22 protein-coding genes are annotated in these 24,143 nt (G+C 58.5%); 12 read left to right on the top strand and 10 right to left on the bottom strand.

Annotated elements, in window-relative coordinates; all coding sequences use genetic code 11:
* Positions 1-25: 25 nt before the first annotated feature.
* Together ACR0AA_RS03520 and ACR0AA_RS03515 are read right to left on the bottom strand one after the other, a co-directional pair.
* The gene (locus ACR0AA_RS03520; protein ID WP_480662660.1) at positions 26-2,266 is read right to left on the bottom strand and encodes a xanthine dehydrogenase family protein molybdopterin-binding subunit; all 2,241 of its coding nucleotides are present in this window, start codon (positions 2,264-2,266) and stop codon (positions 26-28) included.
* A 3-nt stretch (positions 2,267-2,269) separates the two neighbouring features.
* Entirely contained in the window at positions 2,270-2,734 is a 465-nt protein-coding gene (locus ACR0AA_RS03515) for a (2Fe-2S)-binding protein (protein WP_480662662.1), read from the bottom strand.
* A 99-nt stretch (positions 2,735-2,833) separates the two neighbouring features.
* On the opposite strand from ACR0AA_RS03515, the gene ACR0AA_RS03510 reads away from it, so the two are divergent.
* Positions 2,834-3,412 carry a TetR/AcrR family transcriptional regulator gene (locus tag ACR0AA_RS03510; RefSeq protein ID WP_480662664.1) on the top strand — a complete coding sequence of 193 codons (579 nt, stop codon included), beginning with the start codon at positions 2,834-2,836 and terminating at the stop codon, positions 3,410-3,412.
* Here ACR0AA_RS03510 and kynU read toward each other — a convergent pair.
* Positions 3,405-4,598: a kynureninase gene (gene kynU, locus ACR0AA_RS03505; RefSeq protein WP_480662666.1), complete on the bottom strand. Its 1,194-nt coding sequence runs from the start codon at positions 4,596-4,598 to the stop codon at positions 3,405-3,407. The genes ACR0AA_RS03510 and kynU overlap by 8 nt on opposite strands.
* Before the next feature lie 217 nt (positions 4,599-4,815).
* On the opposite strand from kynU, the gene ACR0AA_RS03500 reads away from it, so the two are divergent.
* The 7 genes from ACR0AA_RS03500 to ACR0AA_RS03470 all read left to right on the top strand — a co-directional run bounded on the left by ACR0AA_RS03500 (position 4,816) and on the right by ACR0AA_RS03470 (position 12,769).
* Positions 4,816-5,265: a methyltransferase family protein gene (locus ACR0AA_RS03500; RefSeq protein ID WP_480662668.1), complete on the top strand. Its 450-nt coding sequence runs from the start codon at positions 4,816-4,818 to the stop codon at positions 5,263-5,265.
* 127 nt (positions 5,266-5,392) lie between these two features.
* Positions 5,393-6,964 carry a Re/Si-specific NAD(P)(+) transhydrogenase subunit alpha gene (locus ACR0AA_RS03495; RefSeq protein WP_480755454.1) on the top strand — a complete coding sequence of 524 codons (1,572 nt, stop codon included), beginning with the start codon at positions 5,393-5,395 and terminating at the stop codon, positions 6,962-6,964.
* Between the two features lie 13 nt (positions 6,965-6,977).
* Positions 6,978-8,432 (top strand): NAD(P)(+) transhydrogenase (Re/Si-specific) subunit beta, encoded by a 1,455-nt coding sequence (locus ACR0AA_RS03490; protein ID WP_480662672.1) that lies wholly within the window; start codon positions 6,978-6,980, stop codon positions 8,430-8,432.
* A 161-nt stretch (positions 8,433-8,593) separates the two neighbouring features.
* Entirely contained in the window at positions 8,594-8,950 is a 357-nt protein-coding gene (locus ACR0AA_RS03485) for a VOC family protein (protein ID WP_480662674.1), read from the top strand.
* Between the two features lie 107 nt (positions 8,951-9,057).
* Entirely contained in the window at positions 9,058-10,335 is a 1,278-nt protein-coding gene (locus ACR0AA_RS03480) for a DUF3422 family protein (RefSeq protein ID WP_480662676.1), read from the top strand.
* Positions 10,336-10,404: 69 nt separating this feature from the next.
* Positions 10,405-11,547, top strand: a complete 1,143-nt coding sequence (locus ACR0AA_RS03475) for an MFS transporter (RefSeq protein WP_480662678.1) — start codon at positions 10,405-10,407, stop codon at positions 11,545-11,547.
* 58 nt (positions 11,548-11,605) lie between these two features.
* On the top strand, positions 11,606-12,769 hold the full coding sequence (locus tag ACR0AA_RS03470; protein ID WP_480755453.1) for a M20 aminoacylase family protein: 1,164 nt from the start codon (positions 11,606-11,608) through the stop codon (positions 12,767-12,769).
* An 81-nt stretch (positions 12,770-12,850) separates the two neighbouring features.
* Here the strand turns inward: ACR0AA_RS03470 and ACR0AA_RS03465 are convergent, their stop codons facing one another.
* A complete protein-coding gene (locus ACR0AA_RS03465; RefSeq protein WP_480755452.1) occupies positions 12,851-14,149 on the bottom strand; it encodes a 3-deoxy-D-manno-octulosonic acid transferase in 1,299 nt (432 codons plus the stop codon).
* A gap of 1 nt (position 14,150) precedes the next feature.
* Positions 14,151-15,158, bottom strand: coding sequence for a GTP 3',8-cyclase MoaA (gene moaA, locus ACR0AA_RS03460; protein ID WP_480755451.1), 1,008 nt, complete (start codon positions 15,156-15,158; stop codon positions 14,151-14,153).
* 90 nt (positions 15,159-15,248) lie between these two features.
* Here moaA and ACR0AA_RS03455 point away from each other — a divergent pair, with 90 nt between their 5' ends.
* Positions 15,249-15,665, top strand: a complete 417-nt coding sequence (locus ACR0AA_RS03455) for a hypothetical protein (RefSeq protein ID WP_480662686.1) — start codon at positions 15,249-15,251, stop codon at positions 15,663-15,665.
* Here the strand turns inward: ACR0AA_RS03455 and ACR0AA_RS03450 are convergent.
* Genes ACR0AA_RS03450 through glmU form a run of 4 tightly spaced genes read right to left on the bottom strand, consistent with a single transcriptional unit; the run spans position 15,653 to position 20,077 of the window.
* The gene (locus tag ACR0AA_RS03450; RefSeq protein WP_480662688.1) at positions 15,653-16,339 is read right to left on the bottom strand and encodes a DNA alkylation repair protein; all 687 of its coding nucleotides are present in this window, start codon (positions 16,337-16,339) and stop codon (positions 15,653-15,655) included. The genes ACR0AA_RS03455 and ACR0AA_RS03450 overlap by 13 nt on opposite strands.
* Before the next feature lie 8 nt (positions 16,340-16,347).
* Positions 16,348-16,890, bottom strand: coding sequence for a pyridoxamine 5'-phosphate oxidase family protein (locus tag ACR0AA_RS03445; RefSeq protein ID WP_480662690.1), 543 nt, complete (start codon positions 16,888-16,890; stop codon positions 16,348-16,350).
* A 3-nt stretch (positions 16,891-16,893) separates the two neighbouring features.
* A complete protein-coding gene (gene glmS, locus ACR0AA_RS03440) occupies positions 16,894-18,717 on the bottom strand; it encodes a glutamine--fructose-6-phosphate transaminase (isomerizing) (protein WP_480662692.1) in 1,824 nt (607 codons plus the stop codon).
* Positions 18,718-18,721: 4 nt separating this feature from the next.
* Entirely contained in the window at positions 18,722-20,077 is a 1,356-nt protein-coding gene (gene glmU / locus ACR0AA_RS03435) for a bifunctional UDP-N-acetylglucosamine diphosphorylase/glucosamine-1-phosphate N-acetyltransferase GlmU (RefSeq protein WP_480662694.1), read from the bottom strand.
* Positions 20,078-20,210: 133 nt separating this feature from the next.
* On the opposite strand from glmU, the gene ACR0AA_RS03430 reads away from it, so the two are divergent.
* The 3 genes from ACR0AA_RS03430 (at position 20,211) to ACR0AA_RS03420 (ending at position 23,429) form a co-directional block, all read left to right on the top strand.
* Positions 20,211-20,882, top strand: a complete 672-nt coding sequence (locus ACR0AA_RS03430) for an HAD-IA family hydrolase (RefSeq protein ID WP_480662696.1) — start codon at positions 20,211-20,213, stop codon at positions 20,880-20,882.
* Between the two features lie 39 nt (positions 20,883-20,921).
* A complete protein-coding gene (locus ACR0AA_RS03425) occupies positions 20,922-22,112 on the top strand; it encodes a DegT/DnrJ/EryC1/StrS family aminotransferase (RefSeq protein WP_480755450.1) in 1,191 nt (396 codons plus the stop codon).
* A gap of 153 nt (positions 22,113-22,265) precedes the next feature.
* Positions 22,266-23,429, top strand: coding sequence for an isovaleryl-CoA dehydrogenase (locus tag ACR0AA_RS03420; protein ID WP_480662700.1), 1,164 nt, complete (start codon positions 22,266-22,268; stop codon positions 23,427-23,429).
* A 52-nt stretch (positions 23,430-23,481) separates the two neighbouring features.
* Here ACR0AA_RS03420 and ACR0AA_RS03415 read toward each other — a convergent pair whose 3' ends face one another.
* Entirely contained in the window at positions 23,482-24,087 is a 606-nt protein-coding gene (locus ACR0AA_RS03415) for an OmpW/AlkL family protein (RefSeq protein ID WP_480662702.1), read from the bottom strand.
* Positions 24,088-24,143 lie beyond the last annotated feature (56 nt).

Below are 24,143 nucleotides of genomic sequence, written 5' to 3'. Positions count from 1 at the left end.
GAAGGACCAGACCGGCGCAACGCGATCAAACCAGCAAATTGAACTGATTGATCAAAGGCAGGGTGCGCGCGCGCTCACCCGTAAGGTCAAATAGGGCGTTGCCAAGGGCTGGCATCGATGGAGGGGTTCCGGGTTCGCCCACACCGCCCATGTGGCGGTTGGTTTCAAGGATCTTCACTTCGGTCACCGGCGCGGTGTGCATCCGCAGGGCGTCGTAGTCGGGGAAGTTGTATTGTTCGACTTCTCCATCAGCGAACGTGATCTCACCCATCACAGCAGCCGACAAGCCATAGATCATGCCGCCATACATCTGCGCCTCGACCGTGCCGGGATCCAGTGCCAGACCGACATCACAGGCGATCCAGGCTTTGGCGATACGGATGGCGCCATCTTCGTCGACTACCTCGATCACTTGCGCGACCGGCGTGCCAAAGCTGTAGGTCATCGCCACACCGCGTCCGACTCCATCGGGGGTTTCTCCGGTCCAACCGGACATTTCCTTTACGGCTTGCAGACATCCTGCGGAGGGCGCGTGTTCGGCCTCGGCCAACTCCAGTCGAAACTCCAGCGGGTCGCGGCCTGCGGCGTGGGCCATTTCGTCCATGAAGGTCTCGTGGAAGAATCCGTTATGGCTGTTGCCGACCGAGCGCCAGAAGCCGACGGGAATGTTCAGATCGGCAATGTGTCCGCTCATGCGATAGTTTGGCACCGCATAGGGCTGGTTAAAGAACCCTTCGACCAGGACTTTGTCAGGTCCTCCGCCGGGTATGCCGGTATAGCGCTGAACCGCTTGTTGCGTGCACGACTGAGCCGCAACTTTGCCGTCGATCAGAACAGCCTGACCGTCTTTGACTGCACCGCGCATCCGGGCCATCGCGCCGGGGCGGTAGTAGTCGTGGCGCATGTCCTCTTCGCGGCTCCAGGTGGTCTGGACGGGAACACCGGGCATGGCCATCGCGACCTTGGTGGCGATCTCGCCAAAGTCCAGCTCACCCCGGCGACCGAAGCCGCCGCCAAGATAGGTCGTGTGAATCTGAACTGCTTCCTTGTCCAGATTGGCGGTGTTGGCCGCGCGCATTTGGATGAGTGTCGGAGCCTGGTTGCCGCACCACAGTTCCAGCGCCGAGCCCGTGAACAGCGCAGTGGCGTTCATCGGCTCCATCGTGGCGTGGGCCAGATAGGGCACGGTGTATTCTGCTGTGATTTCCGAGGCACCTTCGGGCAGGGTGTCTACATCCCCATCATCACGCATGGTTGAGTTCGGTGAGGCATCGAACGCCTTCGCAATCTCGGCGAAAACTGCGCCAGTTTCCGGTGGGTAGGGGGCGTCTCCCCAGTCCACGTCAATCGCCTCGACCGCCTGAATGGCCAGCCATGTGTTGCTGGCAATCACAGCAACGCCATTGCCGAGATCAACGACCTTTTCGACGCCGGGCATCTGTTCGGCAGCGCTGGCGTCAAAGCCTTTCATCTCTCCGCCTAACTTCGGGTTAATACGGACAGACGCGAATTTCAGACCTTCGGGGCGAACATCGATCCCGAACTCGGCGGTGCCGGTGGATTTGGCGACCACGTCCACGCGTGGCAGGTTTTGTCCCAGCAAACGCCAGTTGGTTGGATCGCGCAGCTCAACTTCGGGTGGCTCGATCTGGCCCGCAGCCTCGGCAAGCTCGGTATAGGGAATGCGTGTCCCATCCGGTGCGATGACCGCACCGTTTTCGGTCTTCAATTGCGAACGATCAACGCCCAGACGGTCAGCTGCGGCTTGTTTCAGCGTTTCGCGTGCAGTTGCACCTGCCTCGCGCATGCGTTCGAACCCGTCGCGCATCGACGTCGACCCGCCCGTAACCTGAAGGCTGAGTGTTCGGCCAAGAACGCCCAGAGCCTCACCCAGATTGTGCTGGAAGTCCGAGATGTCATAGCCTTTGTTGGGCAACCCCTCACCAATCAGGGCCGAGTTGTAATAAGCCGCTGCGGCCGGACCATGCAGGACGCGGATCTGGTCCAGTTCCACATCCAGTTCTTCTGCGATCAGAGCGGCCCACGTGGTCATGACACCTTGCCCCATCTCGGCGCGCGGTGCGAACAGGGTGACGCCTTGTTGATCGATCAGAACAAAGGGGCTGAGTGCGGTTTCTCCTTCACCCGGCTTCAGTGGGTTGGCGGCAGGGCGGCTGACGTAGTAAGCGCCAAAAGCCACCCCACCCACGATTGCGGCCGAGCCGATCAGGAAGGTGCGGCGGAGGATTTTTCCTACGGATGCCATCGGTTACGCCTCCTTCAGTTTGGATGCTGCGTCGTGAATTGCAGCACGGATACGGGGGTAGGTCCCACAGCGGCACAGGTTGCCTTGCATTGCCTCGTCAATGTCTTCGTCCGAAGGGGCAGGATTTTCAGCCAGCAGAGCGGCCGCCTGCATGATCTGGCCCGACTGGCAATACCCGCACTGCGCCACCTGATGATCGACCCAGGCCTGTTGGATTGCGGCCATCGAGCCCGGAGTGCCGACCCCTTCGATTGTGGTCACATCGCCCCAGACATCCGACAGCGCCACCTGGCACGAGCGTACTGCCTCGCCATCAATGTGAACTGTGCAAGCCCCACAGGCGGCGACGCCGCAGCCGAATTTGGTTCCGGTCAGGCCGATCTCGTCCCGGAGAACCCAGAGCAGGGGAACGTCATCGGGCAGGTCAACCTGATGTTGCTTTCCGTTGATCTTCAAGTCGGTCGCCATGGCGCACCTCTCGTAGCTGTGGCTGGTTTCTGACATAATTGGTGAATTTTGTCAGTATGTCAATTGACAAAATGAACAGAAAGTGTCACGACTTCAGGTATGGCAGAAATAAAAGACGATACACGCCAGCAGGCGATTCTGACCTCGGCCTTTCAGGCCTTTGCGACTTATGGGTTCCGGAAAACTTCAATGGACGACATAGCGCGGGGCGCCGGGATGTCCCGTCCGGCCGTGTATCTGCATTTCAAGAACAAAGAGGCGATCGTCAGCAAACTGACCGAGCTTTACTATGTTGAGAAGTACGCAGCCGTCGCCGAAGCGTTGAGATCACCCGGCTCCATACCGGATGTTTTTGCCCGTGCGGTTCAGGCTCAGACCGAAGGGATCGCCGCCATTCTCGCCTCACCCCACGGGCTGGAAGTCTTGGATAGCACCAAATCACTGGCCTCTGATATCCTGTCAAAGGGCGAGGCGGATCTGGCCGGACTTTATGCCGAGTGGCTTTTGCGTGAAGAAAAAGCCGGGCGAGTCCGCCTGACCGCTGAGGCGGGGGAGATGGCCAAGACGATTACGGCCGCTCTCAAAGGGCTGAAGGTAAGCGCCGGCAGTGCACAGGAATACGAAACGCTTGTCACGCAGTTTTCCAAACTGATCGGCGCAGCGCTTGAGGTTAGGTAACGCGTTGCCGAACCTTATATTCCGGCGCATCCCACAAACGGTTCTGCATGATATCCGCAAGGATTTCGACCGCGCGTTCAACATCCTGTTCGTCAACGTATAGCGGCGTGAAGCCGAAACGCATGATGTCGGGCGCGCGGAAATCTCCGATTACGCCTCGCGCGATCAGGGCCTGCATCGCCGCGTATCCATCGGCGAAGCGGAAGGACACTTGGCTACCGCGATTCGACGGATCGCGCGGGCTGGCCAGATGCAGATCGGGGCAGGTGGCCTCGACCCGCTCGATGAACAGCTCGGTCAGCTCGACTGACTTGGCGCGCACGTCTTGCATGTCAGCCATGTCCCAGACATCCATCGCAGCAGACAGGGCGGTCATTTGAATGACCGGAGGTGTACCGACGCGCATCCGCTCGATGCCGTTGCCGGGGCGGTAATCCAGATCAAAGGCAAAGGGGGATTCGTGACCCAGCCAGCCGGATAGTGCAGGGCGCACCCGGTCTGCCAGGCGCGGGGCCACATAGATGAACGCGGGCGCTCCGGGGCCACCATTCAGGTATTTATATGTGCAACCGACGGCGAAGTCGGCGTTGCACCCGGCCAGATCGACGGGAATCGCGCCGGCGGAATGGGCCAGATCCCAAACCGTGATCGTACCATTCGAATGGGCCAGTTCGGTCAAGGCTTTCATGTCGTGTATGCGGCCCGAGCGATAATCTACCTCGGTCAGCATCAGCACTGCCACATCTTCTGTCACGTTTTGGGCAACGTCTTCAGGGGCGACGACTCGCAGCTCGTAATCCGAACCCAGAGAGCGCAACAGGCCGTCCACCATATAAAGGTCCGACGGGAAATTCCCGCTGTCAGACAGGACGACCTTGCGGTCAGGGCACAGTTCCAGCGCCGAGGCCACGGCCTGATAGACCTTGATAGAGAGGGTATCGCCGATGACAACGCTGCCGGGTTCGGCCCCAATCAACCGTCCCACGCGATCACCCAAGCCCGTCGGCAACCCCATCCACCCGGCCTTGTTCCAGCCGGTGATCAGCATCTGCCCCCATTCCTGAACCATCATGTCATTCACCCGGTCTCCGGCAGCGCGGGGCAGTGGGCCGAGTGAATTTCCGTCAAGGTAAATGACATTTTCGGGCAGGTCGAACATGGCTTTGGTCGCGGCAAAGTCGGTCATCATAATCCTGTGAATGTGGTGGGTTCTCGCCGGATCAAATGGCTATCTGATCCAAAAGATTCTGTCTATGTTCGACGAACCTGATGGCAACCGCGTTGGGTTGAGAAAGGTTTTTCTGCTGCGACCAACTGGGGTTTTGCTATTGCTGCAGAAAAGCGGTAGGTCATCGGGCAAAAGCGACATTTTTTACCACTGCCGGAACGAAAGACAGCCCGACATGCGTAAAATCGATATCCCTCCGGTCTGGTTGCTGGGCTTTGCCGTGCTGGCATGGCTGCAGGCGCGGCATATGCCGATGGGTTTGTCATTGGACAGCGGGATTACCGATCTTCTCAGCGGAATTCTGATTGGCGGCGGAGTGATCCTGATCGCGTTGGCCATCGCCGAGTTCCGTCGCCATCGCACGACAATCATTCCGCATGAAACACCGACTTCACTTGTGCAGTCAGGGATTTTCAAACGCAGCCGAAACCCGATCTATGTTGGTGATGTGCTGATCCTAGCAGGGCTGGTCCTGCGGTTTGATGCAGTCCTTTCGCTGGTTCTAATTCCGGTTTTCGTTTGGGTGATCGAACGGCGTTTCATCGTGCCAGAAGAGGACCGATTGCGCAGAACTTTTCGCGCGGATTTTGCCAGATACGAACGCCAGACACGCCGATGGATATGATGTGATGTTGTAATGACACAGCGTAAATATGCTGCGCTTGCGAAATAATGTTGCGCGAGATACATGTTTGCTTAACAAACAATACCGACCACCCGCTCGGTCAGAGTGAAAATTAGGGGGACTGCCAGTGAAGATAGGCACACCAAAAGAGATACTGGACGGAGAGAACCGTGTCGCGATGACGCCTGACTCTGCCGTGCAGTTGCAGAAACTGGGCTATGAATGCCTGATCGAGAAAGGCGCTGGTGAGGCCGCTGGCTTTTCCGATGCATCCTACGAAGCCGCGGGCGTTGAGATTGTAAAAACCGCTGCCTCACTGTGGAAGACGGCGGACATCGTTGCCAAGGTGCGCCAACCCACCGAGACCGAGCTGAAGCGCCTGACAAAGGGCAAAACACTGATCTCGTTCTTCAACCCGGCCGGGAATGAAGAGGGGATGGAACTGGCCAAGTCCAAAGGCGCGAACGTGATCGCCATGGAGATGGTCCCGCGAATCTCGCGCGCGCAGAAAATGGATGCGCTGTCGTCGATGGCCAATATCGCCGGTTACCGCGCGGTGATTGAGGCCGGCAACAACTTTGGCCGTTTCTTCACCGGTCAGGTAACGGCGGCCGGAAAGGTTCCGCCCGCCAAGGTGCTGATTGTCGGCGCCGGTGTGGCTGGTCTGGCCGCCATCGGAACCTCGACCTCGCTGGGTGCGATCACCTATGCGTTCGACGTGCGCCCGGAAGTGGCCGAGCAGGTCGAATCGATGGGGGCTGAGTTCGTCTATCTGGACTTCGAAGAAGACCAGCAGGATGGTGCGGCCACCGGCGGTTATGCGTCGGTCCAGTCGGAGGAATTCCGTAACGCCCAGCTGGCCAAGTTCCGTGAGCTTGCGCCGGAAATGGACATCGTCATCACCACCGCGCTTATCCCGAACCGTGAAGCGCCCGAGCTTTGGACCAAGGACATGGTCGAAAGCATGAAGCCCGGCTCGGTCATCGTTGATTTGGCGGCGGAAAAAGGCGGCAACTGCAAGCTGACCGTGCCGGATGAGAAGATCGTGACCGACAATGGCGTGACCATCATCGGTTATACCGACTTCCCCAGCCGGATGGCGGCTCAGTCTTCGTCGCTCTATGCGACCAACATCCGTCACATGATGACCGACCTGACGCCCGAGAAGGACGGTCAGGTTAATCACGACATGGAAGACGATGTGATCCGCGGTTCGACCGTGACCTATGAGGGCGAGATCACCTTCCCACCGCCACCGCCCAAAGTGCAGGCGATCGCGGCGCAGAAAAAGCCCGAGGTCAAAGAACTTACCCCGGAAGAGAAAAAGGCGCAGGAAATCGCAGCCTTCAAGGCGCAAACCAAGCAGCAGTTTACCCTTTTGGGGGTCGGTGGTGCGCTGATGTTGTTGGTAGGGCTGATCGCTCCGGCCAGCTTCATGCAGCACTTCATCGTCTTTGTGTTGGCGATCTTTGTGGGCTTCCAGGTGATCTGGAACGTCTCGCACAGCCTGCACACGCCGCTGATGGCAATCACCAACGCGATCTCGTCGATCATCATCGTTGGGGCCTTGATGCAGATCGGGTCGGGGTCGTTCCTGGTCATTCTGCTGGCGGCGCTGTCCGTCTTCATGGCCGGGATCAACATCTTCGGCGGCTTCCTCGTAACCCGGCGCATGCTCGCCATGTTCCAGAAATCTTAAGGAGGCCGGGCACATGGAATTTGGCTTCACTACTGCCGCCTACGTCGTTGCGGCTGTCCTTTTCATCCTTTCGCTCGGCGGTCTGTCGAACCAGGAAAGTGCCAAGCGCGCGGTCTGGTACGGCATCGTCGGTATGGCGCTGGCGGTCTTTGCCACGCTGGTTGGCCCCGGTTCGGGTCTGTGGCTGCTGTCGCTACTGCTGATCGCGGGTGGCGGTCTGATCGGTCAGTATGTGGCGCAGCGCGTCCAGATGACCGAGATGCCGCAGCTTGTTGCTGCGATGCACTCTCTGGTTGGTCTGGCGGCTGTGTTCGTCGGCTTCAACGCGCATTTTGAAATCGGCAACGTGGCGCAGGTCATGGCGATCGCCGACAGCGCGAAAGAAGCGGATCTGTCCGATCTGGGCGCGTTTGCCAAGCTGATCGCCAAGAAGACCTCGGCCGAACTGGCTATCCTGCATGTCGAACTGTTCCTCGGTATCTTCATCGGTGCGATCACCTTTACCGGTTCGGTCGTGGCTTATGGCAAGCTGGCCGGTAAGGTCACATCGGCGGCGACCAAGCTGCCCGGCGGCCATGCGCTGAACGCGGCGGCTGCGGGTCTCTCGCTGATCTGCCTGGTCTGGTACACCTCGACCGGTGGTCTGTTCCCGCTGATCCTGATGACGCTGGCTGCGCTGTTCATCGGCTATCACCTGATCATGGGCATTGGCGGTGCCGACATGCCGGTGGTCGTCTCGATGCTGAACAGCTACTCGGGCTGGGCGGCGGCTGCGATTGGCTTCTCCTTGGGCAACGACCTGCTGATCGTGGTCGGTGCGTTGGTGGGCTCGTCCGGTGCGATCCTGTCCTACATCATGTGTAAGGCGATGAACCGGCATTTTGTCAGCGTGATCCTCGGCGGCTTTGGCGGCCCGCAGGGCGAGCAGATGGCGGTTGAAGGCGAGCAGGTGGCCATCGATGCCGATGGTGTCGCCGCGGCTCTAAACGACGCGGACAGTGTCATTATCATCCCGGGTTACGGCATGGCCGTGGCACAGGCGCAGCAGTCGGTCTCTGAACTGGTCCGCAAGCTGCGCGCCAAGGGCAAAGAGGTGCGCTTTGCGATCCACCCCGTTGCGGGTCGTCTGCCGGGCCATATGAACGTTCTGCTGGCCGAGGCGAAGGTGCCGTATGACATCGTGCTGGAAATGGACGAGATCAACGACGACTTCCCGGACACGGATGTGGCCATCGTCATCGGCTCGAACGACATCGTGAACCCTGCGGCGCAGGAAGACCCCAACAGCCCCATCGCCGGTATGCCGGTTCTGGAATGCTGGAAGGCCAAGCAGGTGTTCGTGTCCAAGCGCGGTCAGGGCACGGGGTATTCGGGCATCGAAAACCCGCTGTTCTTCAAAGAGAACACGCGCATGTTCTATGGTGACGCAAAACAGTCGCTCGACAAGCTCCTGCCGATGATCGACTGATCAAAGGGAACAACCAAATTGCAAAGGGCGCCTGCGGGCGCCCTTTTCTTTTTTTGTTTGGAAAGGGGCTTTGCCCACTTACCCCCAAGGTATTTGCAACCAGATGAAGCAGGCGGAGTATGATACGCTGGTTTGTGGGATTTAATGTCAGGAGTTTGGTCATGCAGAAAGTAAATGGCATTGGGGGGGTGTTCTTCCGTGCCCGTGATCCCGAAGCCTTGAGTGCGTGGTATGAAAAGCATCTGGGCGTCAATCATTACGATCCCGTGCCCTGGAAGCAGCGCGAAGGGTATACAGTGTTTGCTCCGTTCGCGCAGGATACCGAGTATTTCGGGCGGGTCGAGCAGCAGTGGATGATCAATTTTCGCGTCGATGATCTGGCGGCCATGATTGCGCAGCTGGACTCCGCCGGGATCGCTGTTGAGACACGCGCCGAATGGGACAGTGAGGTCGGTAAGTTCGCCCGTATTCACGATCCCGAAGGCAATCCCATCGAGCTGTGGCAGCCAAATCAATGAGATAGATGTATTGTATACAATCGTATCCCCGTAAGTATATGAAATAAAAAGATAATTGATGTATTTTGAAGGTGTCGTATAGTGCCTCGGATGAAACGGAGCCCTAAATGACACCGATAGATGACCATCCGCTGCGCTATGCGTTGGCAAATGAACTGCACGCCCGTCCGTTTCCGGTGGCAGCGATGCCTTGCACGGTGGTCTTTCTGGCGATCAAGAAATCGGAAGCCGCCGTTGCGCGAGATCGTCGCGAAGATCTGGCTCATTTGATTGATCTTCTGGATCGTCACGGGGCGCAACACCCTCAACCGGACGCCACGCATTACGCGGGGCAGATTGGCCGCCATTGGTTGAAATGGGAGCAACATACCGAGTTCGTGACCTACACTGCGATCGCACAAAATGTCAGTGACCGGGCGTTCAACCCTGCTGATTTTGAGGTATTCCCACCGGATTGGCTGATGGCCAGCCCCGGCCAAAGGGTTACGTCGGCAATGGTGCGCGTCGTTGAGCGGCAGAGCGACGAGGTCGTCAAATCCAAACTGTTGGACTGGTTCGAGCCCGAAAGTCTTGCCGTGGCCCGCGTGTTGGACGATGCTGCCATCTGTGCAAGCGATTTCCGGATCGATCCCGCGGGGCATATGCGCTTTGCGATGTTCGTGACGGAAGGCACCGGGCGGCGCAGGACGGGGCGAATTGTTCAGCGTCTGTGCGAGATCGAAACCTACAAGGCAATGTCCATGCTTGGATTTGCCCGTGTGAAACAGCTTATGCCGCGTATCGGGGAACTGGATGGACAGCTTACCCGGCTAATGGGGCAAATGACCGACAATTCGGCGCAACCTGACAAGCTGTTGCAGGACTTGTTGTCGACTTCGATCGAGCTTGAAACGCTGTCGGCCCAGTGTTCGTTCCGTTTTGGTGCGACCGGGGCTTACGAAGCCATCGTGAACCAGCGGATCGAAGTCTTGCGCGAGGAACGGTTCCAGGGTGGACAGAACTTTGCCGACTTCATGATGCGCCGTTATGATCCGGCGATCCGCACGGTGAAGTCGACGGAACGCCGTCTGCAAGCGCTGTCCGACCGGGCCATTCGTGCGGGCGAGTTGTTGCGAACCCGCGTGGACGTCGAGCGCAGCGCCCAGAATCAGGCGCTGCTGGAAAGCATGGACCGACGCGCCGATCTTGCCCTGCGTCTTCAGCATACGGTCGAGGGACTATCAGTGGTCGCCATCAGCTATTACGCGGTGTCTCTGGTCAGCTACCTGCTGTATCCGCTTACCAAGGCCGGAATCAGCAAGGGGATGCTGACAGCGGCGGTGACGGTCCCGGTGGTGTTGGGTGTTTGGTTCGCCATCCGGCAAATTCGTAAAAGGCTGGAGTAATCCGTGTTTGCCTGACGGCATTCAGCCTGTAGAACGATCACGTTTGACGCTTAAATCTAAGGATCTCCCGTGATCGGAATCGTGGCAGCGTGGCGGGCCGTGGCCGCCATGTTCATTCTGAATGGCGCGCTATTCGGCATCTGGGCTTCTCGCATTCCAGCAGTGCGGGATCGGCTGGACCTGACCCATGAGGCGCTGGGCTATGGTCTGCTGTTCATGGCGGCGGGGGCAGTATGCTCGTTCCCAATCACCGGGCGTCTGACCGACCGGTTCGGAGCGGTGGCGTTGACGCGGGTCATCGCCGTTCTGTACACGCTTTCGCTGATTTTGCTGGCCTTGGCCGGAGGGTTCTGGTCGCTTGCGGCTTTCCTGTTTGTGTTCGGCGCGTTTCACGGCTCGATGGATGTCGCCATGAACGCCTGGGCTGCTGAGGTCGAACAAGCCTACAAAAAACCAGTCATGTCGTCGTTTCATGCGATGTGGAGCCTTGGGGCAGGCCTTGGTGCGCTCAGCGGGTTTGGGGCTGTGCAGATGGGGCTGACCGTGATTCAGCACTTTTTGCTGGCCGGTGGAGTTGTCGTCGGATTGGCCTTGTCGCTGTCATGGGTGTCGTGGACATCGCGCCGGGCTGTTTCTCCCACTGGCAAGGTTTTTGCATTGCCCTCGGGTGCGTTAATCCTTGTCGGTTTCACGGCCCTGTGTGGCACGCTAGGTGAAGGTGCCGTAGCGGATTGGAGCGCTATTTTTCTGCGAGACGCGACCGGTGCGACCGAAAGCGTCGCGGCTTTGGGATATGCGGTGTTCTCGGTCGCGATGGTTGCGGTCCGGCTGGCAGGTGGTTTCGCTATCGCCCGCCTCGGGCCGGTCGCAGTCGCGCGCTTTGGCGGAGTTTCAGCTGCCTTGGGAGTATTCTGCGTCGTGTCTGCCGCCGAGGCGGGGCTGGCGCTGGCGGGGTTCGCTTTGATGGGGATCGGGTATGCGGTGATCATGCCTTTGGCTTTCAGCAGGGCAGCGAGCGATCCCAACGTGCCTCCTGGGCAGGCGATCGCCAGCGTGGCCACTTTGGGATACGGAGGGTTGCTGATTGGCCCGCCGCTTATTGGGTTTCTGGCAGAGATGCTTACATTGCGCTTAGCATTCATGGTTCTGCTGCCACTGGCTGTATTCATTGTCCTGCTGTCCGGCGCGCTGCGGCCCGCCGATTTGGATTGAGTATCGACGATCTTGTACCGAAGCAGGGAACCAGAAAAACTAAAGTTGGGAGAAGAGTATGCCGATCAAAAACCGCTTCGCCGAATTGCAGGGCGAAATCACCGGATGGCGGCGCGACATTCACGAAAACCCCGAGATCCTGTTCGAAACGCACCGCACAAGCGCGCTGGTCGCCGATAAGCTGCGAGAGTTCGGCTGCGATGAGGTCGTGACGGGCATTGGGCGTACCGGTGTCGTTGGCGTTATCAAGGGCAAGACTGACACAGGCGGCAAGGTGATCGGCCTGCGGGCGGATATGGATGCGCTGCCGATTCATGAGGCGACGGGTCTGGACTATGCCTCGAAAACCGACGGCGCCATGCACGCCTGTGGGCATGACGGACACACGGCTATGCTGTTGGGGGCTGCGAAATACCTGTCCGAGACACGAAACTTCGATGGCACTGTGGTCGTGATCTTCCAACCCGCCGAAGAAGGCGGTGGCGGCGGGCGCGAAATGTGTGAAGACGGGATGATGGACCGCTGGGGCATTCAAGAGGTTTATGGCATGCACAACTGGCCGGGCCGCCCCGTTGGCAGCTTTGCCATTCGACCCGGTGCCTTTTTCGCAGCCACGGATCAGTTCGATATCACTTTCGAAGGCAAAGGCGGGCATGCCGCCAAACCCCATGAGACAGTAGACACCACAGTGATGGCCGCGCAGGCTGTTTTGGCCTTGCAGACCATTGCGTCGCGGAACGCAGACCCGATCGATCGCATTGTGGTTTCGGTAACGTCATTCGAAACGTCTTCAAACGCGTTCAACGTGATCCCACAAACGGTGAAGATCAAAGGGACCGTCCGTACAATGAGCAAGGACATGCGCAATCTAGCTGAAAAGCGCATCAATGAAATCTGTAATGGTATCGCCACGACGTTTGGAGGTGAGGCGGATGTGACCTATTACCGAGGCTACCCGGTGATGGTGAACAGCGAAGAACAAACCGAATTTGCCGCAGATGTCGCGCGCTCAGTCTCGGGTGACTGCGATGAGGCACCGTTGATCATGGGCGGTGAGGATTTTGCCTTTATGCTGGAAGAGCGGCCTGGGGCATACATTCTGGTTGGCAACGGAGACACAGCAGCCGTGCATCATCCCGAATACAATTTCAATGATGAAGCTATTCCGGCTGGGTGCAGCTGGTGGGCTGAGATTGTGGAGCAGCGGATGCCAGCTGCCTGATGGTGATGTCGGGAAGCGAGGGGCCAGCCCCTCGCGCTCCCCGGGATATTTTTGGCCAGATGAAGTCGGATCCTTGCTGGGTCAGGTGAGATCGAGCGTACCGCACAATGTGTCGATCACACTATCCAGCGCGGATTTCTGAGTGTTCACACAGGACTTTGCGCCAGCCCGGGCCTTGTTCAGCGCCGCGTCGTCTGACAACCAAATCGCAACGGCATCCGCAAGCTCCGAGGCAGAGTTGACCTCGGTCGCGCCGCCACTTTCGATCAAAGGTGCAAAGGTTTCCGCGAAATTGTAGTACCCGGGGCCGGTGATCACCGCAGCCCCGGCTTGTGCCGGTTCAAATGGATTGTGACCGCCGATTTCCTTGAGCGAGCCGCCCAGGAACACGATGGGGCACAAGGCGTACCACGTGCCGGTCTCACCCAGCGTGTCCGCGACGTAGACTTGGGTTTGCGGTGTGATCTTGTCACCTTTGGATCGGAAGGCAGCAGATTGGCCGGCGTTTTCCAACAGAGCTGCAACCTCTGACCGCCGTTCGGGGTGACGGGGGATCAGCAACAGAAGCAGATCGGGCCAGCGTTTCAACAGCTTGGCATGGGCGGCCAGAACCGTTTCCTCTTCGCCTGCATGGGTCGAGCTGGCAATCCAGACAGGACGATCGGCAACCTGGTTGCGAAGGTCATCCAATGTCGTTTGATCCACTGGCAGCGGATCAGACATCGCTTTGAGGTTGGTGCCTTGTTGCACCCGGTCGGGCCGTGCGCCCATGTCGAGAAGATTGGCCGCCGTCTTGTCGTTCTGAGTCAAGAATAACGAGAAATGGTTCAGGATGAATCGCGCAGTTTGGGGGCGTTTTTTCCATCCCTCGACCGACCGATCGGACAGACGTGCATTGAGCAGCGCCAGTGGAACATCGCGGCGAGAGGCTTCGACGATAAGACGCGGCCAGATTTCGCTTTCAACAAAGATACCGGCGTCCGGACACCAGTGGTCCAGAAAGCGTTGCACCGGGCCAGCAGTATCCAGTGGCGGGTATTGGTGACGCGTGCGCGGCGGCATCCGTTTTTCGATCAGTGCGGCGGAAGTGGGCGTGCCGGAGGTGATTAGAAACTCTGCATCAGGCAGGCGCTCGCCCAGACGTTTGATCAGGCTTATGACAGACAGTGTCTCGCCCACGCTGGCTGCATGGAACCAGATCAACCGCCCAACCGGACGGGGTAGACTGGCGTGGCCAAGACGCTCCCGTTGGCGGGCGTCAGGGACGTCCGTGGCCTGTAGTTTTTTGCGAACCGTGCGCCAGACAAGTGGACCCGCGACAGAAGTCAGGCCGCAATACAATTGGTACAGCAGCGTTGGCCGGTCGGAATGGGCTGGCATGTCAGCCGCCTGTGTGGCTCATGTGGCGGCTCATCTGGCCGTCGACCGCCTGGCGCGAATAGTCGAAATCGTGCCCTTTGGGTTTGAGGTTGATTGCCGAACGGATAGCGTCCTCAAGCGGTTGGTCGGTATAGGGGTTATCCCGCAAAGCGCCGCGCAGATCGGCCATATCCTCTTGACCTAGGCACATGTACAGCTCACCGGTGCAGGTCAGGCGCACCCTGTTGCAGCTTTCACAGAAGTTATGTGAAAGCGGCGTGATGAAGCCGATCTTTTGGCCCGTATCCTCTAGCCGTACATAGCGTGCAGGGCCGCCGGTGCGTTCCGCAAGATCCGTCACAGTATAGTGGTTCTCGTATTCTTTACGGACATCCTTGAGTGACCAGTACTGGTCGAGGCGATCCTCGTTGCCAATATCACCCATCGGCATGACCTCAATCCAGGTCAGGTCCATGTCACGCTCGGCGCACCATTCTGTGATCTTGGGCAGTTCAGGTTCGTTGAAGCCTTTCAGGGCCACGGCATTGATCTTGATCCGCAGGCCAGCCTTTTGGGCGGCGTCGATACCGTTCAGCACCTGCTTCAGTCGGCCCCAGCGCGTAACTTTGGCAAATTTGTCCTCGTCCAGCGTGTCCAGCGAGACATTTACCCGACGTACCCCGGCAGCGTACAGATCATCGGCAAAGCGATGCAGCTGCGAGCCGTTGGTGGTCAGCGTCAGCTCTTTAAGCGCGCCGCTTTCCAGGTGACGGGTCATCGAGTTGAAGAAAGTCATGATGTTGCGCCGCACCAGAGGCTCGCCACCGGTGATGCGGAGCTTTTCAACGCCCATGTTCACGAAGGTCGAGCACATGCGGTCTAACTCTTCCAGAGTCAGCAAGTCTTTCTTGGGCAGAAAGGTCATGTCCTCGGACATGCAATAGACACAGCGGAAATCGCAGCGATCCGTGACGGATACGCGGAGATAGGTGATGGCGCGTGCGAATGGGTCGATGAGTGGAGCAGTCATGCGACATAGGTAAAGCTGCAACCGCTCTGCGGCAAGGGCGAACTGCGCTTTGCGCTGGTACAGATGCGCGCAGGACGGTAGGCTTGCGCCATGAGATATGCGCTTTTGGCTTTATGTATTCTGGTGGCGGGATGTGACACCGTGCGGTCGACAACCGACCGTGTCTTTGGTGGTGAGAAAACACCCGAAGAAGCAGAACCCAATGCCGTGGAAGAGGTGGTAGAGCCGCAGCCAGTTGCAGCCACGGCGGCCGGATGGTTCGGGCCAAAGACCACAATCGCAGGGTTAGGCGACCCAACAACGCCCGGTCGCTGGTTGGAAACACCTTTGGTAGAGACCGAATTCACAGGTCGGGTCGTCGTACCCAGAACCGGCGCACAGGCTTACATTACTCTGGTTCCGGTATCTGGCCCGGCAGGGGGCGGAAGCCGGCTTTCACTGGATGCAATGCGAGCGCTGTTGCTGCCGTTTGATGAGCTGGTAGAGTTGGAAGTCTATTCCAACTGACTTTTTAAATACTTCCCGGCCTCTTTTCGCGCAAAGGCCTTCATCGTCTCTCCGTGCGAATTGAGAAAGGCGATCACGCGGTCCGGGTCGTGCTTGGACAGTTCGCGCAGCCACCAGGCGATAGATTTCTGAATAAACCAGTCGCGGTCAGAAACATATCCTGCGGCCCAGCCGAGAATACGGTCCCGGCGTGTCAGGTCGTCTGGCTTGGGGTGGTTTTGCTTGGTCCAAGGCAGAGTGGCCACCAGCGCCGCGCGTCGCGTCCACATGTGATCCGAGGTTGTCCAGGCTTCCACCTGATCCAGCCGCGCCGGTTCGGCCGACAAACGCTTTTGCATCGCCATGCACGCGTGATCCGCAACGGCCCATGCGTCAAAATCGGGTAGCCAGTTTTGCAATAACTTCCACACAGCCTCGTCCGGTCGGATGCGGGCCTGCGTCAGCAGTTTGGCGGCGGCGAGGCGACCTTCGTGGATATTCGTCTGCCACAGCGCATCCGCTAGGTCCACGCGCGCGGCAACATCTAATTCCTGCCGCCAAGCTTTAGTGAGGTCGTTCAGGATAGGATTAGCCACGCCCAGATAAGGGCGCTTTATCTTGTGATACGCGGCCATCTGTTCAGCGCGATCTGGGTCCGAATGGGCCTGTATCTGGTCCAAATAGGTTTCAAGCATCAAGCAGCTCAGGTCGTGGAACGCGTAGGTTTGCCATCTATGGTTTGATGGTTCTTTTCAACCCAATAGGATTGGATCTGCTCGTCAGACTTGCCATCGACCCACTTTTGCATCGTATCCCGTTCGGATTGGTACTCCATGAAAGGAACGGCATAGCCGCACGAGGTCTGAACCAGATCGATGTTAAGATCATAGATCTGCCGGGCGCTGCGGTGGTTCGGAAAAAGATCGGCCAGTTCGTCCCAGCCTGCGTCACCCACGTGCAGCGTGTGCGCTGCGCCATAGGTGCGCAAGATCATCGGCCGCGTCGTGAACGAGCACCACATCAGCGTCATACGGTTGACCTCAAGCAGATGCCCGGCGGTCTCGTTACCGCTGCCGGTCAGGTTCATCCAGGCAACCCGGTTTGGGCCAAGAACACGCAGAGAATCCATGCCTTTGGGCGAGATATTGACCCGTCCATCCGGCGCAGCTGTGCCAACGAAGAACAGATGCTGTTCTTCGATGAACTTGCGCTGCGCGTCGTCCAAACTCGAAAATTGCTTGGCCATGCTTCACTCCACCGTAACGGACTTTGCAAGATTACGCGGCTGGTCCACATCGGTGCCCTTGGCCACCGCCGTGTGATAAGCCAGCAGCTGGGCTGGCACCGAGTACAGGATCGGCGCAAGGCTTGGGTGAACGTACGGCATTCTGATGACACTCCAGACGCCATCTTCGGCCTCAGCAATACCAGCGTCGTCTGAAACCAGGATTACCTTACCCTTGCGGGCCATTACCTCTTGCATGTTTGAGACGGTTTTGTCGAAAACGGTGTCGCGCGGGGCCATAACGACCACCGGCATGTTCTTGTCGATCAGGGCGATGGGGCCGTGTTTTAGCTCGCCCGATGCGTACCCTTCGGCGTGGATATAGCTGATTTCCTTGAGTTTCAGCGCCCCTTCCATCGCCAGAGGGTACATCAGCCCCCGGCCCAGGAACAGGACGTCGCGCGCCTCTGACAGGCGCTGGGCGGATGTTTTGATAGCCTGGTTCTGTTCCAGTGCGGTATTTAAAACCGTCGGCAATCCACGTAGCGCCGCATAGTGATCGGCCAGTTCCTCGGACGTCAAAGTGCCTCGATCCGCGGCGGCCTTGAGCGCCATCATCAGCAGCACGGTAAGCTGACAGGTGAAGGCCTTGGTCGAGGCAACGCCGATCTCAACACCTGCGTGGATGGGCAGTTCAATGTCGCTCTCGCGGGCGATCGAGCTTTCGGGGACGTTGATCACAGAAACGATCTTATCCGCCTTGCCCTCGCAATACCGCAGAGCGGCCAGAGTGTCCGCGGTCTCGCCCGACTGACTGACAAACAAGGCCAATGTCCGCTCGGGAATCGGAGGTTCGCGATAGCGGAATTCGCTGGCGATATCGACCTCGACCGGTATTTTGGCCAGTTGCTCGAACCAGTACTTGGCGGTCAGGCAGGCGTAGAACGCCGTGCCACAGGCCACCATTGTCAGTCGGTCCAGCTTGGTGAAGTCCAGATCGGCACCCGGCAGAACCACCTGGTCGCTACCGTTGGGTAGGTACGACTTGATCGCGTCGGCAATGACGATGGGTTGCTCGGCTATTTCCTTGGCCATGAAGTGTTTGTGGCCATTCTTTTCGGTCTGCGAAACGTCCAGGTTGATCTGGCGGGTTTCGCGGTTTGCCAATTCGCCGGCTTCGTTGCGGATTTCCAGCGAATTCCGTGTCAGAACCGCACGGTCGCCTTCTTCAAGATAGGTGATGCGGTCGGTCAATGGGGCCAGCGCGATTGCGTCCGAGCCCACATACATCTCACCATCACCGTGGCCGATCGCCAGAGGAGAGCCCTTGCGCGCTGCGACAATCAGATCGTCCTGACCCTCGAACAGGAATGCGAGTGCAAAAGCGCCTACAAGGCGGTCGATGGTTTTGAATGCCGCCTCAACCGGGGAAAGACCGGATCTGAGGTAATACTCAGTCAACAGGGCCACGGTTTCGGTATCGGTCTCAGTTGCGAACCCGATGCCGTACTCCGCCAGTTCGGCGCGCAGCTCGCGATAGTTTTCGACGATTCCGTTGTGCACAACGGCGACTGGCCCGGCCTGATGCGGGTGGGCGTTGGTCACTGACGGTACGCCATGGGTGGCCCAGCGGGTGTGGCCAATGCCGGATTTTCCTGGCAGCGGATCATGTACAAGCAAATCGCTGAGGTTGACCAGTTTGCCCACGGCGCGGCGGCGTCCAAGCGCGCCATCATTCACGGTAGCGATCCCGGCACTGTCATAGCCGCGATATTCCAACCGTTTCAACGCCTCGACCATGGTGGGTGCGGCCTCGTGCTCGCCCAGTACACCAACAATACCACACATAAAATTAAGCTCCTTTGTCGCGGCGAGCCTTTTTCGCCTTCAACATCTCAAAAAGTTTGCTTGCATACCCGGGCTTGTTTTCCTGCTTGGCGCGGGCCACGGCCAAAGCATCCGCATCCACGTCTCGCGTCACCACAGTGCCGGTTGCAGTCATCGCGCCGTTGCCGACAGATACCGGGGCCACCAGCATGGTGTTCGACCCGATAAAGACGTTCTCGCCAATGGTCGTCTTGTGCTTCATGACGCCGTCATAGTTGCAGGTGATCGTACCTGCGCCAATATTGCTGGCGGCACCTACAGAAGCGTCACCGATATAGCTCAGGTGATTGACCTTGGCGCCTTCGGCGATTTCGGCGTTCTTGATCTCGACAAAGTTGCCGATACGCGTGTTTTCGGCCAGTTCGGTTCCCGGACGCAGGCGCGCATAGGGTCCGACGATGGCACCGCGGCTGACGTGACAGCCTTCCAAATGGGAAAACGCCCGAATCGTCGCGCCACTTTCAACAGTAACACCGGGGCCAAATACGACATTGGGTTCAATCACTGTGTCGCGCCCAATGATTGTGTCTGCGGACAAGTAAACCGTTTCCGGTGCCATCAGCGTTACACCCAAAGCCAAAAGCTCGTTACGTGCCCGAGTCTGGAATTCGGCGTCCGCTGCTGCGAGGTCTGCACGAGAATCCACGCCCAGCGTCTCGGCCTCGTCGCACTTGATCGCGGTTGCAGTCAGTCCGCGCGCGTTGGCCAGTGCCACGATTTCCGTCAGGTAGTATTCACCCGATGCGTTGTTGTTGCTGACCGCATCAATCAGTTCGAACAGCAGTTTGGAATCGCAGGCCAGAAGACCGCTATTGGTGAAGCGAATGGCGCGCTGTTCTTCGGTCGCGTCTTTGTATTCGACGATTTCGACAAGCTTGTCACCGTCCATGATCAACCGGCCATAGCGCGGCTGAACTTCAGCAATATCAAAACCAAGCATGACCAAATCGAAGGATGCACGCGCTTCGATCATGCGTTCCAACGTTCTGGGGTCGATAAACGGAGTGTCGCCATAAAGGACGATGACATCGCCTTCGAAATCTTCAAGCGCATCGCGCGCCTGAGCAACGGCATGCGCCGTTCCCAGCTGTTCTTCCTGAACAACGATCTGGGCTGCTTCATCCTCGGCAGTGGCGACCTTGGCAACAGCCTCAGACCCGTGACCGGTGACAATAACGGTCCGTTCGGGGGACAGAACGGCACCAGCGCGCATCGCGTGAACCAGCATCGGGGTTTGGGCAATCGGGTGTAAAACTTTTGGGGTGTCCGAATTCATCCTGGTGCCTTTTCCGGCGGCAAGGATGACGAGGGCAATACTCATGAAATCGATTTCTCTTTGTGTTTTTTCGCGGCCCGTTTTATCCGCTGAGTTCAAAGGCGCAAGCGGTACGGGCATCAAACAAGATTGCCGTTTGCAACACTTATGGCGAAGACCCGCCGAATTAGGAGGCAATATGCGTACGGTAATCTTCGATCTGGACGGGACTTTGGCCGATACATCCGGCGATCTTCTGGCCGCGGCCAACCACTGTTTCCGCCATATGGGGCACGGCGACGTACTGGTTCACGGTGAGGACGCGGCAATTGCTCTGCGCGGGGGGCGGATGATGCTGACGCATGGTCTGAAAAGGGTCGGTGCCTACGATGATGCGACCGTTCAGGCCTACTATCCGATGCTGCTGGACGCATACTCGGAAGACATCGATACGCATACGCAGTTCTATCCCGGTGCGCTGAATGCGGTTGAGGGGTTGAGGACTGCGGGCTACGGCGTTGGTATTTGCACCAACAAACCCGAAGCGCTGGCGCATCAGTTGCTTACCCAAATGGGGGTACGCGATCAGTTTGCCTCGCTGGTCGGTGCGGACACGCTGCCCGTGCGCAAACCCGATCCGGAACCACTGCGCGAAGCCGCCCGCCGGGCAGGGGGGCACCCTGATCTATGTGTACTGATCGGCGATTCCGACACGGATCGGAACACGGCCCGTGCTGCAGGTGTGCCCTCGGTACTGGTTACGTTTGGCCCGTCTGGTGCCGATATGGCCGAGTTGGAACCCGAAGCGTTGCTTCACCATTTCGATGACCTGCCGGGATTGGTGGCAGAGTTGATCGGCGTGGCCGCGTAAACTCTTGACCCAACCGTCTTGCAGGACCAGAACAATCCCATGACAGAGACATTCACCGGCAGTTTTACCCAACAGGAACCCATCCCCGAAGAGGCGGTTGAGGCCGCCCTGGCCGTTTTGCGGCACGGGCGTTTGCACCGCTACAACGTTGTGCCCGGAGAGTTGGGTGAAACGGCGCTTTTGGAACAGGAATTTGCTGCCCAAATGGGGGCGAAATACTGTCTGGCTGTGTCGTCGGGCGGATATGCGTTGGCCACTGCATTGCGGGCCGTAGGCGTAAAACCGGGCGATCCGGTTCTGACAAATGCGTTCACTTTGGCACCTGTGCCTGGGTCTATCGCCTCGGTCAACGCGCGCCCGGTTTTTGTAGGCGTGACCGAGGATCTGACGATTGATCTGGACGATCTCGAGTCCAAGCTGGATCAGGCGCGCGTTCTGATGCTCAGCCATATGCGCGGTCATTTGTGCGATATGGATCGGCTGATGCAGATGTGCGACGCCGCTGGTGTGATCGTGATCGAAGATTGTGCCCATACGATGGGAGCCGCGTGGCGCGGGCAATTGTCCGGGCGGCAGGGTGCCATCGGGTGCTACTCGTGCCAGACCTACAAGCACGTCAATTCGGGTGAGGGCGGGTTGCTGATTACCGATGACGAGGAGTTGGCGGCTAAGGCAACGATGTTGTCGGGGTCGTATATGCTCTACGAACGTCATCTTGCCGCGCCGGGGCCCGAGGTGTTTGAACGGATTAAGTATCATACGCCCAACGTATCGGGACGGATGGACAACCTCCGCGCTGCGATCCTGCGGCCACAATTGCGGGATCTGGACCAACAAGTACAGCGTTGGAACGAGCGCTACTTTGAGATTGAGAATGGCCTGCGCGAAACGCCAGGGCTGACTATCGTCGAGCGCCCCAAAGACGAGACTTTTGTCGGGTCTTCGATTCAGTTCCTGCTGTTGGATTGGTCGCCTGAACGGGTGAACGAGGTGATCCGCCGGTGTGCGGCGCGTGGGGTTGAGCTCAAGTGGTTCGGTGGAGCGGAGCCGAGCGGGTTCACGTCGCGCTACGACAGCTGGCGGTACGCGGAAAGCGCGCCGATGCCAAAAAGTGATCGAATCCTAGCCGGGATCGTGGATATGCGCGTTCCACTGACCTTTTCGCTAGAGGATTGTAGCCTTATCGCGCGGATCATCCGGGCCGAGGTTAGCGCCGTCTACCAGTCGTAATCCCATGGAGTGCGCGAGACGCGCACGCTTTTTTCTGAGGCCGCCGCCCCGGTTGGGGCGGCGGTTTGTTTTTGGGATGCCGTCGTTGACCCGATTTAGATTCGCTGCTATTTATTGAACAACTGTTCATTAATGCGAAAGAGGAGATCGCTTATGTTCACGGCGACCATGCAATTTGATCTGGGTGAGGACGTGAACGCCCTGCGCGAAATGGTGCATCGTTGGGCGCAGGAGCGGGTCAAGCCAATGGCGGGCGAAGTCGATTCCTCAAACGCGTTTCCAAATGAGCTTTGGAAAGAGATGGGTGATCTGGGTATGCTCGGAATCACGGTTCCTGAAGAGTATGGTGGGGCAGGCATGTCCTATTTGGCCCATACCGTCGCAGTTGAGGAAGTCGCGCGGGCGTCGGCCTCGGTTTCTCTTTCATACGGCGCGCATTCGAACTTGTGCGTCAATCAGATCAAACTAAACGGCAATGACGAGCAGAAGGCGAAGTATCTGCCGCGTCTTGTCTCCGGCGAACATGTCGGAGCGCTGGCCATGTCCGAAGCCTCGGCAGGGTCCGACGTTGTGTCGATGAAGCTACGCGCTGAAAAGCGCAACGACCACTATCGTTTGAATGGCAACAAGTACTGGATCACCAACGGGCCGGACGCAGATACTCTGGTGGTCTATGCCAAGACGGATCCGGAGGCTGGGTCAAAGGGCATTACGGCCTTCCTGATCGAGAAAGAAATGAAGGGTTTCTCGACCTCTCCTCATTTCGATAAGTTGGGGATGCGCGGGTCAAACACCGCCGAGTTGATCTTTGAAGATGTCGAAGTGCCTTTCGAAAACGTGCTGGGCGAAGAGGGCAAGGGCGTCGCTGTTCTGATGTCCGGGCTGGATTACGAGCGCGTGGTTCTGGCCGGGATCGGGACAGGGATCATGGCTGCGTGTCTGGATGAGATCATGCCGTATCTGGCCGAGCGCAAGCAGTTCGGAAAACCCATCGGCAGCTTCCAACTGATGCAAGGCAAGATCGCGGATATGTACACCGCGATGAACTCTGCCCGGGCCTATGTATATGAGGTTGCCAAGGCATGTGACCGGGGAGATGTGACCCGTCAGGACGCGGCGGCGTGCTGCCTATATGCCTCGGAGCAGGCGATGTCGCAGGCGCATCAGGCCGTGCAGGCGATGGGCGGGGCAGGGTTCCTGGCGGACTCGGCGGTCAGTCGAATCTTCCGTGATGCCAAGCTGATGGAAATCGGCGCGGGCACCAGCGAAATCCGCCGGATGCTGATCGGGCGCGAACTGATGAACGAGATGCTCTGAGACAAAAACGCCCCGCAGACGAGGTAACTGCGGGGCGCTTTCCGGTAAAGGATCAGAACTTATGGACGTAGGATACGCCGACAAGGAAGGGATCGATTTCGGCTTTGCCGATTTTCGTTCCGTTCAGCTTGACGTCCGAGTCGATGTCGAACCAGCGGACGTTCAGACGAACAGCGCCATTGTCAGAGACCATGTAGTCCAGACCGGCCTGCAACGAGACACCAAAGGAGTTGTCGACTTTCAGGTCGCCCAGCGGGGATTTCTCGTCGAAGAAGATCGTGTAGTTCAGACCGGCGCCGACATAAGGTTTCCACGCGCTGTTGGTCGCGAAGTGATAGTTCAGCGACAGTGTGGGCGGCAGGTGCTTGACGCTGCCGGCGTCGACGCTTCCGCCCAGGGTGACGTTGTGTTTGAACGGCGTTGCCGCCAGCAGCTCGATACCCAGATTGTCACGGATGAAGTACTCGGCGGTGAAGATCGGGCGGGTGTCCGAGTCGATCTCGGCCTTTTGTCCGGCCAGCGTGCCATTGTCGGATTTGGGGTCGAGGTAACCGACACCGACACCGACGGTCCAGTCACCCTGCGACTGGGCAAGTGCGGGGGCGGCAAGCGCCACCAGCGCGGTGGAAAGGGTCAAAGCGGCGAGTTTCTTTTGCATGTTCTTGCCTTTGGTTTTGTTGATGAAACCGCTTTGACAGCCGCAAGGTGCGTTCA

Source organism: Ruegeria sp. CE8, assembly GCF_056537465.1.
This window is presented reverse-complemented; position numbering and strand designations above follow the sequence as displayed.

Coding starts and splice junctions, on each gene's coding strand:
- ACR0AA_RS03520 (WP_480662660.1), bottom strand. CDS start 2,266: ATGGCATCCGTAGGAAAAATCCTCCGCCGCACCTTCCTGATCGGCTCG.
- ACR0AA_RS03515 (WP_480662662.1), bottom strand. CDS start 2,734: ATGGCGACCGACTTGAAGATCAACGGAAAGCAACATCAGGTTGACCTG.
- ACR0AA_RS03510 (WP_480662664.1), top strand. CDS start 2,834: ATGGCAGAAATAAAAGACGATACACGCCAGCAGGCGATTCTGACCTCG.
- kynU (WP_480662666.1), bottom strand. CDS start 4,598: ATGACCGACTTTGCCGCGACCAAAGCCATGTTCGACCTGCCCGAAAAT.
- ACR0AA_RS03500 (WP_480662668.1), top strand. CDS start 4,816: ATGCGTAAAATCGATATCCCTCCGGTCTGGTTGCTGGGCTTTGCCGTG.
- ACR0AA_RS03490 (WP_480662672.1), top strand. CDS start 6,978: ATGGAATTTGGCTTCACTACTGCCGCCTACGTCGTTGCGGCTGTCCTT.
- ACR0AA_RS03485 (WP_480662674.1), top strand. CDS start 8,594: ATGCAGAAAGTAAATGGCATTGGGGGGGTGTTCTTCCGTGCCCGTGAT.
- ACR0AA_RS03480 (WP_480662676.1), top strand. CDS start 9,058: ATGACACCGATAGATGACCATCCGCTGCGCTATGCGTTGGCAAATGAA.
- ACR0AA_RS03470 (WP_480755453.1), top strand. CDS start 11,606: ATGCCGATCAAAAACCGCTTCGCCGAATTGCAGGGCGAAATCACCGGA.
- ACR0AA_RS03465 (WP_480755452.1), bottom strand. CDS start 14,149: ATGCCAGCCCATTCCGACCGGCCAACGCTGCTGTACCAATTGTATTGC.
- moaA (WP_480755451.1), bottom strand. CDS start 15,158: ATGACTGCTCCACTCATCGACCCATTCGCACGCGCCATCACCTATCTC.
- ACR0AA_RS03455 (WP_480662686.1), top strand. CDS start 15,249: ATGAGATATGCGCTTTTGGCTTTATGTATTCTGGTGGCGGGATGTGAC.
- ACR0AA_RS03450 (WP_480662688.1), bottom strand. CDS start 16,339: ATGCTTGAAACCTATTTGGACCAGATACAGGCCCATTCGGACCCAGAT.
- ACR0AA_RS03445 (WP_480662690.1), bottom strand. CDS start 16,890: ATGGCCAAGCAATTTTCGAGTTTGGACGACGCGCAGCGCAAGTTCATC.
- glmS (WP_480662692.1), bottom strand. CDS start 18,717: ATGTGTGGTATTGTTGGTGTACTGGGCGAGCACGAGGCCGCACCCACC.
- glmU (WP_480662694.1), bottom strand. CDS start 20,077: ATGAGTATTGCCCTCGTCATCCTTGCCGCCGGAAAAGGCACCAGGATG.
- ACR0AA_RS03430 (WP_480662696.1), top strand. CDS start 20,211: ATGCGTACGGTAATCTTCGATCTGGACGGGACTTTGGCCGATACATCC.
- ACR0AA_RS03425 (WP_480755450.1), top strand. CDS start 20,922: ATGACAGAGACATTCACCGGCAGTTTTACCCAACAGGAACCCATCCCC.
- ACR0AA_RS03420 (WP_480662700.1), top strand. CDS start 22,266: ATGTTCACGGCGACCATGCAATTTGATCTGGGTGAGGACGTGAACGCC.
- ACR0AA_RS03415 (WP_480662702.1), bottom strand. CDS start 24,087: ATGCAAAAGAAACTCGCCGCTTTGACCCTTTCCACCGCGCTGGTGGCG.